We start from the raw sequence: 15,248 nt of genomic DNA on the forward strand, positions 1-15,248 counted from the left end.
GCTTCCGCCGTCCTGTCCAGCGGGTCTCACGATCATGGCGTCACTGCACTTCGCATCAGCGCTTCTGCCCACAGGCTGGGCCGAGGACGTGCAGGTCGTCGTCAGCAACGGCGAGATCACTGGGATCTCCGCGGGCGTCCCGCCGACCCTCGACGACGAACAGCATGAGGTTGCGATCCCCGGAATCGCGAGCCTGCACAGCCACGCATTCCAGCGCGGCATGGGCGGGCTCGCCGAGATCAGCGGCCACGCGACGGACACGTTCTGGACGTGGCGCGAGACGATGTACCGTTTCGCCCTCTCGATGCGCCCCGAGGATGTCGAGGCGGTCGCGACCTTGCTCTATGTCGAGATGCTGGAGCGCGGCTTCACGCGTGTCGGTGAATTCCATTATCTGCACCACGATCGCGACGGCACGCCTTACGCTGATATCGCCGAGATGGCGGGCCGCATCGCCGCGGCGGCCCAGACCTCCGGCATCGGCCTGACCCTGCTGCCGAGCTTCTACGCGCATGGCGGCTTCGGCGGCGCGGCGCCGCATGAGGGACAGCGGCGGTTCATCTGCGATGTCGATCAGTTCGAGAAGCTGCTGACTGCCTCGCGCAAGGCGATCAACTCGCTTCGCGGCGCCAATCTCGGCATCGCGCCGCACAGCCTGCGCGCGGTCGCACCGAATGAATTGAGCGCGTTGCTACCGCTCGCAGACGGCGGCCCGGTCCACATCCACGCCGCCGAGCAGGTCAAGGAGGTCGAGGACTGCCTCGCCTGGTCCGGCCAGCGCCCGGTGCAATGGCTGCTCGATCATCACGACGTCAATGATCGCTGGTGCCTGATCCACGCGACGCATATGACCGCGGAGGAAACGGCAGCGCTCGCGCGGAGCGGCGCGACGGCCGGTCTGTGTCCCGTCACCGAAGCCAGTCTCGGCGACGGCATCTTCCCGGCACGCGACTATTTGCGCGCAAGCGGACGGATCGGCATCGGCACCGACTCCAACGTGCTGGTCGGCGTCAGCGACGAGTTGCGTCAGCTCGAATATGGCCAGCGGCTGACTCATCGCGAGCGCAACGTGCTCACATCGGGCCCGGATGCGTCAACGGGCCGCACGCTGTTCGATGCCGCTCTTGCCGGCGGCGCGCAGGCGCTGGCGCAACCGATCGCTGGACTGCAAGTCGGCGCGCGTGCCGATATCGTTACGCTCGATCTGTCGCATCCGTCGCTCGCAGGGCGGAGGCAGGATGCGCTGCTCGACGGCTGGATCTTCGCGACGTCACACGACGCCGTCGACTGTGTCTGGGCGAGCGGCACCAAGGTCGTGCAGGGCGGCCATCATCGGTCGCGCGAGGCAGCCCGGCGCGGCTTCAATACGGCGGTGCGGAGGCTGCTCGCATGAGCCTCGCCGAGGATCGGACCAAGCCGGGCGCCGGCACGCTCTACAAGACGATCCGGCAGGACATCGAGCGCCGTATCCTCACCGGCGAATGGCCGCCGGGCCACCGCATCCCGTTCGAACACGAGTTCATGGAGCACTATGGCTGCTCACGCATGACCGTGAACAAGGCGCTGTCCGAGCTCGCGCAGGCCGACCTGATCGAGCGGCGACGCCGTGCCGGCACCTTCGTGCGGCGGCCGCAATTCCTGTCGGCGGTGTTGAAGATCCCGGACATTCGTGCCGAGATCGGCGCGCTCGGGCGCACCTATGGTTATGAGCTCATCTCATCGGCACGCCGCAGCGCGAATGCGGCCGATCGCGAGCGGCTCGGCGTGAAGACGCCGTGCAAGGTCATCGCGATCCGCTGCCGCCATAGCGCCGACAACCTGCCGTTCGCGCTTGAAGATCGTCTGATCGATCTCGACGCCGTGCCCGACGCAGCAAAAGCGAACTTCAAAGTCGACCCGCCAGGCTCATGGCTGCTGCATCACGTGCCCTGGACCGAGGCGGAGCATGCGATCAGCGCGATCGTTGCGGACGATGCAATTGCCGAAGGCCTTGGCATCGCCGAAGGTGCGCCCTGCCTCGTCATCGAGCGCCACACCTGGCGGCAGGGGCGCCCCCTCACCGCTGTCAGGCTGGTCTATCCCGGTGAACAACACCGCTTGGTGGCGCGGTTCAGAGGCAGCGAATGAGAGATGCGTGGTCTGAGCACGAGATTTGCAAGAGCGGCAACGAACACGCCGGAACATTTGCGGTCCTCGGGGACCACACCGACACCTCGTTTCAACAGCAAAGGATGATGACGATGCGCAAACTTGGACTGCTCGCTCTGACGGCTGCACTGCTGGCCTCGACCACGGCTTTCGCTGATGACGTCAAGGTCGGCATCGGCATTTCCGGCTGGACCGGCTTTGCGCCGCTGACGCTGGCGAAGGAAGCCGGCATCTTCAAGAAGAACGGACTCGACGTCACCATCAAGAAGATCCCGCAGAAGGATCGCCACCTCGCGATCGCCGCAGGCGACGTGCAGTGCGCCGCGACCACCGTGGAGACCTGGATCTCCTGGAACGCCAACGGCGTCGCCACCAAGCAGATCTTCCAGCTCGACAAGAGCTACGGCGCGGACGGCATGGTCGTCCGGAACGACATCGCCGCGATCAAGGACCTGAAGGGCAAGACGGTCGCCGCGTCCGCGCCGGGCACCTCGCCCTATTTCGGGCTGGCCTGGATGCTGAAGAAGAACGGGCTGACGGTGAAGGACGTCACCGTCGTCAACATGGAGCCTGGCCCGGCAGCGCAGGCGTTCGTCGCCGGCCAGAACGATGCGGCGATGACCTATGAGCCGTATCTGTCGACGGTGCGTGCCGCGCCGGACAAGGGCAAGATCATCGCCACCACGCTGGATTATCCGATGGTGATGGACACGTTCGGCTGCACGCCGAAGTTTCTCACGGAGAACCCGAAGGCCGCCAAGGCGCTCGCCGACAGCTACTACGAGGCGCTCGACATGATCGCCAAGGACCAGGCCAAGGCCTATGAGATCATGGGCGCCGACGTGAAGCAGAGCGGCGAGCAGTTCGGCAACTCCGCCAAGTACCTCCGCTGGCAGGACAAGGCCGCGAGCCAGAAGTTCTTCGAGACCGAGTTCAAGACCTTCAACAAGGATGCGGCCGAGCTGCTGCTCGAAGTCGGCATCATCAAGCAGATTCCGAATGTCGAGGATCTGTATGATGCGAGCTTCATCAAGTAGACGCGAAGTTCGCTCGTTGTAGAGTCGTCATTGCGAGCGAAGCGAAGCAATCCAGGGGCCCAGGGTGCGACCCTGGATTGCTTCGTCGCTTCGCTCCTCGCAATGACGATGTGGATGCAGACTGCCCCAAACGAGTCCGCCCACTCTGGATCCAGTCTCCTCGAACGACCTGCACCAGCCCACGAAAGCCCTCTCCGTGATCCGACCTCTCGACCCCGTCAGCGCCAGATCCCGAACAGCGCTCGGCCTCGCCTCCTTCGTGCTTTTCGTCGCCGCGTGGTCGCTGGCGACGTTCGGCGGCTACGTGTCGAAGACCTTCCTCGCCGATCCGCTGACGATGGTGCGCGAGGGCTGGGACCTTCTGGTCAAGTTCGGCTTCCTCTACGACATCGGCATGACGGTCTGGCGCGTCGTCGGCGGCTTCGTGCTCGCGGCTGCGATCGCCGTGCCGCTCGGCCTGCTGATGGGTGCCTACAAGCCGATCGAGGCGTTCCTCGAGCCGTTCGTCTCGTTCGCGCGCTACCTGCCCGCCTCCGCCTTCATTCCGCTCCTGATCCTGTGGGCCGGCATCGGCGAGTTGCAGAAGCTCTTGATCATCTTCATCGGCTCGGTGTTCCAGATCATCCTGATGATCACCGTGACGGTTGGCAACACGCGGCGCGATCTCGTCGAAGCCGCCTATACGCTCGGCGCCAGCGATCGCGGCATCATCGCCCGCGTGCTGCTGCCGTCGGCTGCGCCTGATATCGCCGAGGTCCTGCGCCTCGTGCTCGGCTGGGCCTGGACCTACGTCATTGTCGCCGAGCTGATCGGCTCGTCCTCCGGCATCGGCCACATGATCACCGACAGCCAGGCGCTGCTCAACACCGGGCAGATCATCTTCGGCATCATCATCATCGGCCTGATCGGGCTGATCTCCGACTTCTTGTTCAAGGCGTTCAACGCCTGGCTGTTCCCGTGGAAGCTCGCATGACCACGCTCGTCATCGATCAGGTCACCCGCACCTTCCCGGCCCGCCAGGGCCACGCGCCGACGCGCGCGCTGGAGCCGGTCGAGCTCACCATCGGCAACAACGACTTCGTCACCATCCTCGGCCCCTCCGGCTGCGGCAAGTCGACCTTGCTGCGCATCGTCGCCGGGCTCGACCATCCGACCAGCGGCAAGGTGCTGCTCGACGGCCGCGAGGTCAAAGGCCCTGGCGCAGATCGCGGCATGGTGTTTCAGTCCTACACGCTGTTTCCCTGGCTCACCGTGCGCGAGAACATCGCCTTCGGCCTGCGCGAACGTGGTGTACCGGAGGACAAGCGCAACGCCGTCGCCGACCGCTTCATCCAGCAGATCGGCCTGAAGGGGTTCGAGAACCATTGGCCCAAGCAGCTGTCCGGCGGCATGCAGCAGCGCTGCGCGATCGTGCGCGCGCTCGCGAACGATCCCAAAATCCTGCTGCTCGACGAACCGTTCGGCGCGCTGGACAACCAGACCCGCGTGCTGATGCAGGAGATGCTGCTCGGCATCTGGGAGCGCGACCAGAAGACAGTGCTGTTCGTCACCCACGACATCGAGGAAGCAATCTTCCTCGGCAGCCGCGTCCTGGTGATGAGCGCCCGCCCCGGCCGCATCAAGGCGGATATCAAGATCGACCTGCCGCACCCGCGCTCCTACAAGATCAAGACCTCGCCGGAGTTCGTCGCACTGAAGGAGCGGCTGGTGGAGGAGATCCGGGCGGAGGCGCTGAAGGTGGCGGCGGAGGCGTGAGGCTGTTGGCCATACCTTGGCTTGGCTGCGTGCGATAGCGGGAGCTAGGCTCGCGGAGAGAAACCCCTCACCCAACCGAGTACGCCGCACTGCCCTACATGCCCTCTCCCACAAGGGGAGAGGGCGCAGTCACAAGCACCGCGCTGGCGTCAATCATGGGCTGCAGTTCAATAACACCGCAGAGGGACTGCGCGATACAGTGCCCTCGCCCCTTGTGGGAGAGGGCATCTCCGGCACTTCCGCGAACTCGCTTGGGTGAGGGGTCTCTCTCCGCGAACCAGACTGGTCGACAACTAACTGCCAGTCTGCCGTCATCGCTTCTCGTCTTCCTACGACCCTGGAACGCCCCGCCGCATCCGCCTCACCCACGGCGCCAGATGAAACACGCTCATCAGCAGATACATCACCGTCATGTCACCGAACGGTGCGCCCGCCGGCATGGCCGAGCAGATCACATCTGCCCGGCCGTCGCGGGCCATGGCGTTCAGCACGGCCATCAGCGCGAAAGTCGGCGCCGCGGCGAGACGCAGGGCGTCGGCGAGGTCCGGCATCAGGCGCCGCTTGGATTGGAAGAACGCCATGGCTTCGCTCCGTGCTCTCAGCGCGCCGCGTATTCGTCGCGGCGGCGCCACCACACGCCCTGCTCGTTGCGGCCCTTCGGCGCACGATCGAGCCACTGATAGGCGCCCCAGAGGCCGTCGAGGCCGCGGGCGTAGCTCGAATAGGTGTGATAGATGGCGCCGTCCTCGATGATGAACGCGCTCATGCCGGGACGATCGCGCATGAAGGTCGCGCCGTCGGTGCCGGCGGTGGCAGCGATCTCCGAGACCATCGGAGGGACATCACCGGCGCCCATCGGCGGGCTCGTACGGTAATTGTACTCGGTACCTCCCTCGCGCTGCTGCTCCTCGGTGATCGCGACGTTGAAGTCGAAATTGAAGTCGCTGCTGGCCGATGACGCCCACGGGAAGCTCCAGCCCATGCGCGCCTTGTAGGCCTTCAGCTTCGCCAGCGGCGCGCGCGACACCGCCCACAGCATCACGTCGTGGTTGGCGAGATGCACCTGGAAGCCGTTGAAGCCGTCGGCGATCATCGAGCAGGACGGGCAGCCGGCCTGGAAGTCGGGCCCGAACATGAAGTGATAAACGAGCAGCTGCGAGCGGCCCTTGAACAGATCGGGCAGCGTCGCCGGCCCCTCTTCCGTATCGAAGCGATAGCTCTTGTCGACGCGCACCCAGGGCAGTTCCTGGCGGCGTCGCGCCAGCTCGTCGCCGCGGCGGGTGAAGTCCTTCTCGGCCTGCAGCAGGTCGAGCCGTGCCTTGAGCCAGTCTTCGCGAGTTCCAGTCAGATGCATGGTCATGTCCGTCTCCTTTGCGTGTTGACCGCAACTGAGACTAGGATCGGCGCGGGAGGAGCCGGGAGTGACAAGTGTGGCGGGATTTGCATGGACTCGCTGATCTCGGCGGCAGCGCAGGCGCTCGCCGCCGGTGATCCGCTCGGCGCACTCAATCGCGTCGCGCTGCGCGACGATCCACCTGCGTTGGCGCTGCGCGGCATCGCGATGGCGCGGCTCGGCGATGTCATCAGAGCGAAGGCGCTGCTGCGGCAGGCCGCGCGCAGCTTCGGTCCCAAGGCAGCGATCGCGCGTGCGCGCTGCGCGGTCGCGGAGGCCGAGATCGCGCTCGCGGCGCGTGATCTGTCGTGGCCAACGAAGGCGCTCGCCGCCGCACGCCAAACGCTGGAGCAGCATGGTGACTTCACCAATGCCGCCTACGCGCGGAGCCTCGAAATCCGGCGCATGGTTCTGATCGGACATCTCGATCACGCCGAGCGTGGGCTCGCCGATCTCGATCCCACGCCGCTGCAGCCGGCGGCGCGCACCATCTATGAGCTGATCGTCGCCGGCCTGGCGTTGCGCCGGCTGCAGACCAAGGCGGCGCAGGCGGCGCTCGAACGAGCCGTGCGCACGGCGCGGCAGGCGCGCAGCCCGGAGCTGCATGCGGAGATCGAACGTCTCTTGGGAACGCTGTCCGCGCCGGCCGCGCGCCTGATCCAAGGAGGCGAGCAACGGCTGCTGCTGCTCGATGAGGTCGAGGCGCTGCTGCGATCGGACAGGCTGATCATCGATGCATGCCGGCTCGTGGTCAGACGCGGCGACCGCATCGTGCCATTGGCGCGGCGTCCCGTGTTGTTTGCGCTCGTCCGCCGGCTGGCGGAGGGAGCGCCGAATGATGTCGCGCGGGCGGAGCTGATCGCAGAAGCATTCCGGGGCAAGGACGCGGATGAATCGCATCGCGCCCGCTTGCGCGTTGAGATCGGACGCTTGCGTCATCTCTTGAAGGGAATTGCCGAGGTCAAGGCCACCCGCGATGGCTTTGTTTTGACTCCCAGTAGCGGCGACGGCGACGTCATCGTGCTGGCGCAGCCGATCGAGGACGAGAATGCCCCCGTGCTGGCCTGCCTCGCCGATGGCGAGGCGTGGTCGAGTTCCGGCCTTGCGCTGGCGCTCGGCTTAAGCCAGCGTACGGTGCAGCGCGCGCTCGATGCGCTGGCGGTGTCGGGCAAGGTCCAGTCGTTCGGCCGCGGCCGGGCCCAGCGCTGGACCTGTCCGGTCGTGCCGGCATTCGCGACCAGCTTGTTACTCCCGGCGTGGTCGTCGCTCGCTTAGCATGCGGCTCGGATATTTCGCCATCGTCGTCCCGGACAAGCCGTGACCCGCGAAGCGCGGCAGCGCCGATCCGGGACCCATACTCCGCGGCGGATGTGATGGGCGAAAAGCCAATGGCCAGCCTGCCCCAACACCCCTTTCTGGCGTATGGGTCCCGGCTCAAGGCCGGGACGACAACGAAGCGTGTCAGGAATGGAGCACGACATGAAACGCGCACCGGCAGAGATCCTTCGCGAATACGGCCCATTCGAGGGCGCCGATCGCGTCAATGGCGTCAGCTATGACGGCACGCAGGTTTGGATCGCGACCGGCCCTAGCATCAAGGCGATCGATCCCACCGACGGTACGGTGCGCAAATCACTCGACATGCCCTCGCATGCCGGCACCGCCTTCGACGGCCGGTACCTTTATCAGATCGCCGAGGACCGCATCCACAAGCTCGACCCCGACAGCGGCCGCGTGCTCGCGACGATCCCCGCGCCATCCGGCGGCGGAGATTCCGGGCTGGCCTGGGCGGAAGGATCGTTGTGGGTCGGCGCCTATCGCGACCGCAAGATCCACCAGATCGATCCGGCGACGGGGCAGATCCTGCGCAGCATCCCCTGCACGCGCTTCGTCACCGGCGTGACCTGGGTGGATGGTGAGCTGTGGCACGGCACCTGGGAGGACGATGTGAGCGACATCAGGCGGATCGATCCCGCGACCGGCGAGGTGCTCGACCAGCTCGACATGCCCGCAGGCACCGGCGTCTCCGGCATGGAGTCGGATGGTGGCGACACACTGTATTGCGGCGGCGGCGACAGCGGCAAGGTCCGCGCCGTCCGGCGGCCGAAACGCGCGCAAGGGTAAGGCGCCACTGGTGGGGATGACGCCGGAGCGAGCCTGCGCAGGCCTACTTCGCGATCGACGTGAACGCCGCCTTGCGGAAGTTGGCATTCGCCTCCTCGCGCGTCTGCAACTGCTGGCCACCGCCGCTGCCGACCGGCTTGGTCGGCGTGACGACCGAGAACAGCACGAAGCCGCCGGCCTTGCGCGGGAAGATGAAGTATTCGGCGATATCCGACTTCTCGCTGTCCTCACACGACGACATGCCGCGGAATACGACGGCACTGTCCACCAACTCGCTGTTGCGCGCGGAGATGAACTTGCCCTTGCAGTCCCTGGCGTCGTTGCCGATGATCGTAGCGGCGACCTCAAGCCCATCGACATTGCGCTGCGGCGGCACGATGCGAACGAAGCCGGTGGCGTTGTCCGACTTCCAGGCGACGCCGCCTGCCGTCAGCCACACCGGCCGCTCGCCGCTGCCGAGGATCGCCGGATGCGACAGCGCGGCCTTCAGAATGAAGTTGGAGGCGATCTGCATCGCTTCGAGCTGCAGCTCGGGCGAATCCTCCGCAGCACGTACCGGCTGAACACTCGCCGTCGCAGCTGGCGCGACTGCGGCAGGCGGCGCGGCCGGACGCTGCGCCGCGGCCGCATTGGGCTGCACCGTGAAGTTCGTCGCCGCGGCCATTCCGCCGGCATTGATCAGGCGCACGCAATTGGCAAGTGACGGCAGCAGCACCGAGGTCCCATTGAGATCGAACTGGAACAGGTTGCCTTGCGCGAAGGCCGACATGGTACGCGCGGCGCGAAAGGATTTGATGAGCGTCGAGTCGTTCGGCATCGGCACGACGACCATGTTCGCCGACCAGACGGAGCCCTCGACGTTGTAGGAGTTGCGGCCATCGAAGCTGAGCACGATGGGAAACTTCTGACCCTGCGTGAGCGACCAGGTCGGATGGATGAAGGCGAGCGCCCAATTGTAGGTCGGCAGCGCGAGCACGCCGAAATTGATGCCGCTCTTGTAGCTGGCGGACGCGATGCAGCTCGAGAACTTGCCGGTGTTGTCGTCGGTGTAGGCGCCGCCCGACCAGCCGGCGACGGAGATGGCGCCATACGGCCCCTTGGCATGCGCCGGCGCATTCAACGCAGCCATCGTGAGTGCCAGGAGCGAAAGCATCATCCCGCAGATCGCACGCCGTACCGTCATCCCAATTCCCCTTTTTCGCCGCATTGTTGCAATTCCCGCGGCTACGTCAAGTAGCACCGAAGGCCCATCGGCCACTCTAGGGATAGGACAACTCGCCGCCATCTTTTGCGGGGGGACACAACATGTCGCGGTCCTCGTCCACAGCCCTTCATGGGACCGTCATCGAACTCCGCTAGCGCTCACGAGGTCTGAAGCAAGGGATCTCGTCACATGTCCGACACGCTGCCCGTCCTCGGTGCCGCCCTCTCCGTCAAATCGATTCCGGCCCACACCGATTGGCTGCTGGAGCGCCAGCGCGATCTGGAGATCCAGGACTTCTTCCGCGCCGACCTGCTCGACAGCGACTGGCGCAGCACGGCCAAGGAAATCAAGTCGATGCTGTCGGGCCATACCGGCCGGCTCGGCATCCACGGCCCGTTCTGGGGCTTCACCATCGCCAGCCACGATCCGATGATCCGTCGCGCCGTCACCAAGCGGCTGCTGCAAGGCTTGGAGGTCGCGGAATTTCTCGGCGCGACGCAGATGGTGATCCACTCGCCCTACACCACCTGGGACTACAACAACATCGACATGCTGCCCGACAACCGCGAGGCGCTGATCGAGCGCGTGCGCGCGACGCTGTCGGATGTCATCGCCTCGGCCGAGCAGGCCAATTGCGAGCTGGTGATCGAGAACATCGAGGACAAGAACCCGCTGGATCGCGTCACGCTCGCCAAGGCGCTCGGCAGCAACAAGGTCCGGGTGTCGCTCGACACCGGCCATGCCAACTATGCACATCATTCCACCGGTGCGCCGCCGGTCGACTACTATGTCGATGCCGCGGGCGACATGCTGACGCATGTGCATCTGCAGGACACCGACGGCTATGCCGACCGGCACTGGGCGCCGGGCGAAGGCAACATCCGCTGGATCGCCGTATTCCGCGCGCTGGCGAAGCTCAATTCCAATCCGCGCCTGATCCTCGAATTGCGCAACCACGATCACGTCAAGCTTGGCGCGGCGCACCTCGCCTCGCTCGGCCTCGCCCAATAAGCAACGACCTCTTTTCCTGACAACCTCAAGAGAGATTGCCATGACCAAGCTCACCCGCCGCGGCCTGCTCGGCGCCGGCGCCGCGATCAGCGGCAGCTTCATCCTGCCGCGCGTGTCGATCGCGCAAGCCGACAACCGCCCCTCCGTCACCATCGCCGTGCAGAAGGTGACCAATTCGAACGTGCTCGACGTGCTTCGCGAGCAGTCCAACGTCGGCGAGCGCGTGTTCTACTCGTCGCTGTGGGAAAGCCTGATCTCGAAGAATTTCCGCGGCAATCTCGAAGCCGTTCCCGGCCTTGCCACCGAGTGGAAGCGCATCGACGACCAGACCGTCGAGCTGAAGCTGCGCCAGGGCGTCAAGTTCCACAATGGCGACGAGATGACGGCCGAGGACGTCGTGTTCTCGTTCAGCCGCGAGCGTATGTTCGGCGACAGCGAGGCCAAGAGCCGCACCACCATCAAGGCGTTCGAGAAGATCCCGACCCCGCGCCCCGGCAAGGAGCTGCCGCCGGACGTGATCGGCGTCGCCCGCCGGATGTGGCCGGATCTCGTCCGCGTCGATGCGGTCGACAAATACACCGTGCGTTTCGTCAACGCGACGCCGGACGTGACCATCGAAGGCCGCCTGATGCGCTACGGCTCCGACATCATGAGCCGGCGCGGCTGGGAAGAGGCGGCGAGCTATCTCGATTGGGCGCGCAAGCCGATCACCACCGGCCCCTACAAGATCGTCGAGTTCAAGCCGGACGTGTCGCTGACGCTCGAGGCCCATGACGAATATTGGGGCGGCCGCCCGCCGCTGAAGCGCATCCGCTTCGTCGAGGTGCCGGAGGTCGCGAGCCGCATCAATGGCCTTCTGTCCGGCGAATATCAGTTAGCCTGCGACATCCCGCCGGACCAGATCGCCGGCATCGAGAAGAACGCGGCGTTCGAGGTCCAGGGCGGCACGATCCTCAATCACCGCCTCACCGTGTTCGACAAGAACCATCCGCAGCTCGCCAATCCCCTGGTGCGCCGCGCCTTCACCCACGCGATCGACCGCCAGGCGATCGTCGACAGCCTGTGGGCCGGCCGCACCCGCGTGCCGAAGGGCCTGCAGTGGGAGTTCTACGGCGACATGTTCATCGCCGACTGGAGCGTGCCCGCGTTCGACCCGAAGCTGGCGCAGGACCTCTTGAAGCAGGCCGGCTACAAGGGCGACCCGATCCCCTATCGCCTGCTCAACAACTACTACACCAACCAGACCGCGACCGCGCAGGTGCTGGTCGAGATGTGGCAGGCGGTCGGCCTCAACGTGCAGATCGAGACCAAGGAGAACTGGTCGCAGATCCTGGAGCGCGCCCCGACCCGCGCGGTGCGCGACTGGTCGAACTCGGCCGCCTTCAACGATCCGGTGTCGTCGCTGGTCGCCCAGCACGGCCCGAACGGCCAGCAGCAGCAGGTCGGCGAGTGGACCAATGCCGAGCTGAACCAGCTGTCGGAGTTCCTGGAGACCTCCACCGATCGCGCCGCGCGCAAGAAGGCGTTCGGCCGCATGCTGGAGATCGCCGAGCGCGAGGACCCCGCCTACACCGTGCTGCATCAGAACGCGACCTTCACCGCCAAGCCGAAGTCGATCAAGTGGAAGGCCTCGCCCGCCTTCGCGATGGACTTCCGCACCGGCAACTACGGAGTCTGATGCCGTGGCGCCGCTGGTCAGCATCTCCGGCCTCAAGGTTGCCTTCGACGGCACACAAGTGCTGCATGGCATCGATCTCGACATCGACAAAGGCGAGGCCGTGGGCCTCGTCGGCGAGTCCGGATCCGGCAAGTCGGTGACCTGGCTCGCGGCGCTCGGCCTTCTGCCCGCGAAGGCGAAGGTTGCCGGATCCGCCACGCTCGACGGCCGTGAGCTGATCGGGGCCGAGGGCAAGGTGCTCGACCAAGTCCGCGGCCGGCGCATCGCGATGATCTTCCAGGATCCGGCCAGCGCGCTCAACCCGGTGCTGACGATCCGCCGCCAGCTATGTGAGAGTCTCGCCCTGCATCGCGGCCTGCGTGGCGAGGCAGCGCGGGTCGAGGCGCTCCGGCTGCTCGACCTCGTCGGCATTCCCGATGCGTCCAGGCGGCTGTCGGCCTATCCGCACGAATTCTCCGGCGGGCAGGTCCAGCGCATCATGATCGCGATGGCGCTCGCGGGCCAACCTGACCTGCTGATCGCGGACGAGCCGACCACCGCGCTCGACGCCACCATCCAGGCGCAGATCCTCGATCTCTTGGCGGCCGTTCGCCGCGAGTTCAACATGGCGATGGTGCTGATCAGCCATGATCTCGGCGTCGTCGCCGAGAATTGCGACCGCGTCTGCGTGATGTATGCCGGCCGCATCGTCGAGCGCGCCCCCGCCACGCGCCTGTTCGATGATCCCTGGCACCCTTACGCGCAGGGCCTGATCGGCGCGCTGCCGCCGCTCGATGGCGCGCGCCGACGGCTGCAGGCGATTCCCGGCACGGTACCCGATCCGCGCGCGCTGCCGAGCGGCTGCGCCTTCGCGCCGCGCTGCAGCTTCGCCGGCGATGGCTGTCATGCCGGCGTGCCGCCGCTCGCGCCGTTCGAGCAGGACCGCGCCGTGGCCTGCCTGCGGCCGCAGCGACTGCCGGTGGAGCTCGCCGCCGAATGACGACGCCGCTGGTCGAGGTCGACAGGATCTCGCGTACCTATCGCATGCGGTCCGGCGTTTTCGGACGTTTCACAGCTGTGCGGGCCGTCGACGGCCTGAGCTTCTCGATTGCCAAAGGCGAGACGCTCGGCATCGTCGGCGAGTCCGGCTCCGGAAAATCGACCACCGGACGCATGGTGCTCGGGCTCGAGCCGCCGGATGAAGGCACCGTGCGCTTCGACGACGCGCCGATTGCGGCACCGGGCACGGCGGCATGGCGCGCGCAGCGCGCGCGGATGCAGATGATCTTCCAGGATCCGCTCGGCGCGCTCGACCGCCGGCTTCCCGTCGCCGAGCAGATCCGCGAGCCGCTCGACATCCACGACATCGGCACCAAAGACGAACGCGACGCGCGTGTGCACGAGCTGCTCCACGCCGTCGATCTCAACGACAGCCATGGCCGCCGCTATCCCGGCGCGCTGTCCGGCGGCCAGCGCCAGCGCATCGTGCTGGCGCGCGCGCTCGCGACGAAGCCCGACTTCCTGGTCTGCGACGAGCCGGTCAGCGCGCTCGACGTCTCGATCCAGGCGCAGGTCGTCAACCTGCTAATCGACCTGCAGGCGCGGCTCGGCCTGACCATGCTCTTCATCAGTCACGATCTCCGCGTGATCAGGCAGATCAGCAGCAAGGTCGCGGTGATGTATCTCGGCCGCATTGTCGAATATGGCGATGCCGATGATCTGTTCGCGCGGCCACAGCATCCTTACACGCAGGCACTGGTGTCGGCCTCGCCGGCCCCCGGCCGCCGCAGCACCAACCGCATCGTGCTCACCGGCGATCCGCCCAATCCGGCCGCGCGCCGCTCCGGCTGCGCCTTTCATCCGCGCTGCCGTCATGCGACCGCGCGCTGCGCCGTCGAGGTGCCCCAGCTCACGGCGCTGGATCCGCAGCGCCAGGTGGCGTGCCATCTCGTGACCGGTGCACCGTCGCAAAATCAGGACGCCGCGTGATGCTCCGCTTCTTTGCGATCCGCGTCGCGCGCGCGCTGCTGACGATCGCGCTCGTCGTCACCTTCGCCTTCATCGTGCTGCGGCTGTCAGGCGATCCCGCGCTGATGATCATGGGTCCCGAGGCGCCGCCGGAGGTCATCGAAGCCTTCCGCAAGGCGTGGGGCCTCGATCATCCGATCTGGGTGCAGTATCTCGACTACTTCAAGGCGATCGGACAGGGCGAGCTCGGACGCTCGATGCGCGACGGCCGCCCGGCGATCCAGCTCGTGATCGAGCGCATCCCGGCCACTCTGGCGCTGACCATCCCGGCCTTCCTGGTGAAGGTGCTGCTCGGTATTCCCGCCGGCATCTACGCGGCGCTGCATCGGGGATCGGCGATCGACCGCGCCGTCATGATCACCGCGGTCGCAGGATTCACGGTCCCCAGCTTCGTGCTGGCGCTGCTGCTGGTGCTGATCTTCGCCGTGCAACTCGGCTGGCTGCCCTCGGGCGGACAAGACTCGTGGCGCCACGCCATCCTGCCGATCGTGACGCTCGGCTTCGGCGGCGCCGCCGTGCTGGCGCGCTTCACGCGCAGCGCGATGCTCGAAATCCTCGGCCAGCCCTACATCCGCACCGCCTCTGCCAAGGGCGTGCCATGGCGCCGCGTCATCACCGACCACGCCTTGCCGAACGCCGCGATCCCCACCGTCACCATTCTCGGCTTCATGGTCGGCAGTCTCATCGCCGGCGCGGTCGTGGTCGAGAGCGTGTTCTCCTGGCCGGGCGTCGGCCGGCTGCTGGTTGTGGCCGTCGCCAATCGCGACCTCGCCGTCGTGCAATGCATCCTGCTGCTGGTGGCGATGACGATGGTGACGTCGAACCTGGTCGTTGATTTCCTCTACGGCCTGCTCGACCCGCGGCTGCGCAGCAAGGGAGCGGAGGCATGAC

The 15,248-nt window shown here is 66.4% G+C and carries 15 protein-coding genes; 12 read left to right on the forward strand and 3 right to left on the reverse strand.

Annotation, left to right across the window (positions count from 1 at the left end; translation table 11 throughout):
* The first annotated feature begins 34 nt into the window (after nt 1-34).
* The 5 genes from BRAD285_RS26100 to BRAD285_RS26120 all read left to right on the forward strand — a co-directional run bounded on the left by BRAD285_RS26100 (nt 35) and on the right by BRAD285_RS26120 (nt 4,940).
* Complete coding sequence (locus BRAD285_RS26100) at nt 35-1,393, forward strand: formimidoylglutamate deiminase (protein WP_006615493.1); 1,359 nt, start codon at nt 35-37, stop codon at nt 1,391-1,393.
* Entirely contained in the window at nt 1,390-2,127 is a 738-nt protein-coding gene (hutC, locus tag BRAD285_RS26105) for a histidine utilization repressor (RefSeq protein WP_006615492.1), read from the forward strand. Before BRAD285_RS26100 ends, hutC begins: the two co-directional genes overlap by 4 nt.
* A 113-nt stretch (nt 2,128-2,240) precedes the next feature.
* On the forward strand, nt 2,241-3,185 hold the full coding sequence (locus BRAD285_RS26110; RefSeq protein ID WP_006615491.1) for an ABC transporter substrate-binding protein: 945 nt from the start codon (nt 2,241-2,243) through the stop codon (nt 3,183-3,185).
* A gap of 199 nt (nt 3,186-3,384) precedes the next feature.
* Nucleotides 3,385-4,158 carry an ABC transporter permease gene (locus BRAD285_RS26115; RefSeq protein WP_085962890.1) on the forward strand — a complete coding sequence of 258 codons (774 nt, stop codon included), beginning with the start codon at nt 3,385-3,387 and terminating at the stop codon, nt 4,156-4,158.
* The gene (locus BRAD285_RS26120) at nt 4,155-4,940 is read left to right on the forward strand and encodes an ABC transporter ATP-binding protein (RefSeq protein WP_006615489.1); all 786 of its coding nucleotides are present in this window, start codon (nt 4,155-4,157) and stop codon (nt 4,938-4,940) included. Before BRAD285_RS26115 ends, BRAD285_RS26120 begins: the two co-directional genes overlap by 4 nt.
* A 329-nt stretch (nt 4,941-5,269) precedes the next feature.
* Here BRAD285_RS26120 and BRAD285_RS26125 read toward each other — a convergent pair whose 3' ends face one another.
* Together BRAD285_RS26125 and BRAD285_RS26130 are read right to left on the reverse strand one after the other, a co-directional pair.
* Nucleotides 5,270-5,521 carry a hypothetical protein gene (locus tag BRAD285_RS26125; protein WP_035648917.1) on the reverse strand — a complete coding sequence of 84 codons (252 nt, stop codon included), beginning with the start codon at nt 5,519-5,521 and terminating at the stop codon, nt 5,270-5,272.
* A 17-nt stretch (nt 5,522-5,538) separates the two neighbouring features.
* Nucleotides 5,539-6,300 (reverse strand): DUF899 domain-containing protein, encoded by a 762-nt coding sequence (locus tag BRAD285_RS26130; protein ID WP_035648915.1) that lies wholly within the window; start codon nt 6,298-6,300, stop codon nt 5,539-5,541.
* 84 nt (nt 6,301-6,384) lie between these two features.
* Here BRAD285_RS26130 and BRAD285_RS26135 point away from each other — a divergent pair, with 84 nt between their 5' ends.
* The gene (locus tag BRAD285_RS26135) at nt 6,385-7,608 is read left to right on the forward strand and encodes a hypothetical protein (RefSeq protein WP_006615486.1); all 1,224 of its coding nucleotides are present in this window, start codon (nt 6,385-6,387) and stop codon (nt 7,606-7,608) included.
* Nucleotides 7,609-7,812: 204 nt separating this feature from the next.
* A complete protein-coding gene (locus tag BRAD285_RS26140; RefSeq protein WP_006615485.1) occupies nt 7,813-8,457 on the forward strand; it encodes a PQQ-binding-like beta-propeller repeat protein in 645 nt (214 codons plus the stop codon).
* A 43-nt stretch (nt 8,458-8,500) separates the two neighbouring features.
* Here the strand turns inward: BRAD285_RS26140 and BRAD285_RS26145 are convergent, their stop codons facing one another.
* On the reverse strand, nt 8,501-9,613 hold the full coding sequence (locus BRAD285_RS26145; protein ID WP_244422400.1) for a hypothetical protein: 1,113 nt from the start codon (nt 9,611-9,613) through the stop codon (nt 8,501-8,503).
* A gap of 237 nt (nt 9,614-9,850) precedes the next feature.
* Between BRAD285_RS26145 and BRAD285_RS26150 the strand changes: the two genes are divergently transcribed.
* Genes BRAD285_RS26150 through BRAD285_RS26170 form a run of 5 tightly spaced genes read left to right on the forward strand, consistent with a single transcriptional unit; the run spans nt 9,851 to nt 15,247 of the window.
* Nucleotides 9,851-10,672 (forward strand): sugar phosphate isomerase/epimerase, encoded by an 822-nt coding sequence (locus tag BRAD285_RS26150; protein ID WP_006615483.1) that lies wholly within the window; start codon nt 9,851-9,853, stop codon nt 10,670-10,672.
* Nucleotides 10,673-10,712: 40 nt separating this feature from the next.
* Nucleotides 10,713-12,350, forward strand: a complete 1,638-nt coding sequence (locus BRAD285_RS26155) for an ABC transporter substrate-binding protein (RefSeq protein ID WP_006615482.1) — start codon at nt 10,713-10,715, stop codon at nt 12,348-12,350.
* Nucleotides 12,351-12,354: 4 nt separating this feature from the next.
* Complete coding sequence (locus BRAD285_RS26160) at nt 12,355-13,329, forward strand: ABC transporter ATP-binding protein (RefSeq protein WP_006615481.1); 975 nt, start codon at nt 12,355-12,357, stop codon at nt 13,327-13,329.
* A complete protein-coding gene (locus BRAD285_RS26165; RefSeq protein ID WP_006615480.1) occupies nt 13,326-14,318 on the forward strand; it encodes an ABC transporter ATP-binding protein in 993 nt (330 codons plus the stop codon). The genes BRAD285_RS26160 and BRAD285_RS26165 overlap by 4 nt, the downstream gene beginning before the upstream one ends.
* Entirely contained in the window at nt 14,318-15,247 is a 930-nt protein-coding gene (locus BRAD285_RS26170; RefSeq protein ID WP_035648911.1) for an ABC transporter permease, read from the forward strand. The genes BRAD285_RS26165 and BRAD285_RS26170 overlap by 1 nt, the downstream gene beginning before the upstream one ends.
* Nucleotide 15,248 lies beyond the last annotated feature (1 nt).

Origin of the sequence: Bradyrhizobium sp. ORS 285, from assembly GCF_900176205.1 — a bacterium.
Taxonomy (GTDB): Bacteria; Pseudomonadota; Alphaproteobacteria; order Rhizobiales; family Xanthobacteraceae; genus Bradyrhizobium.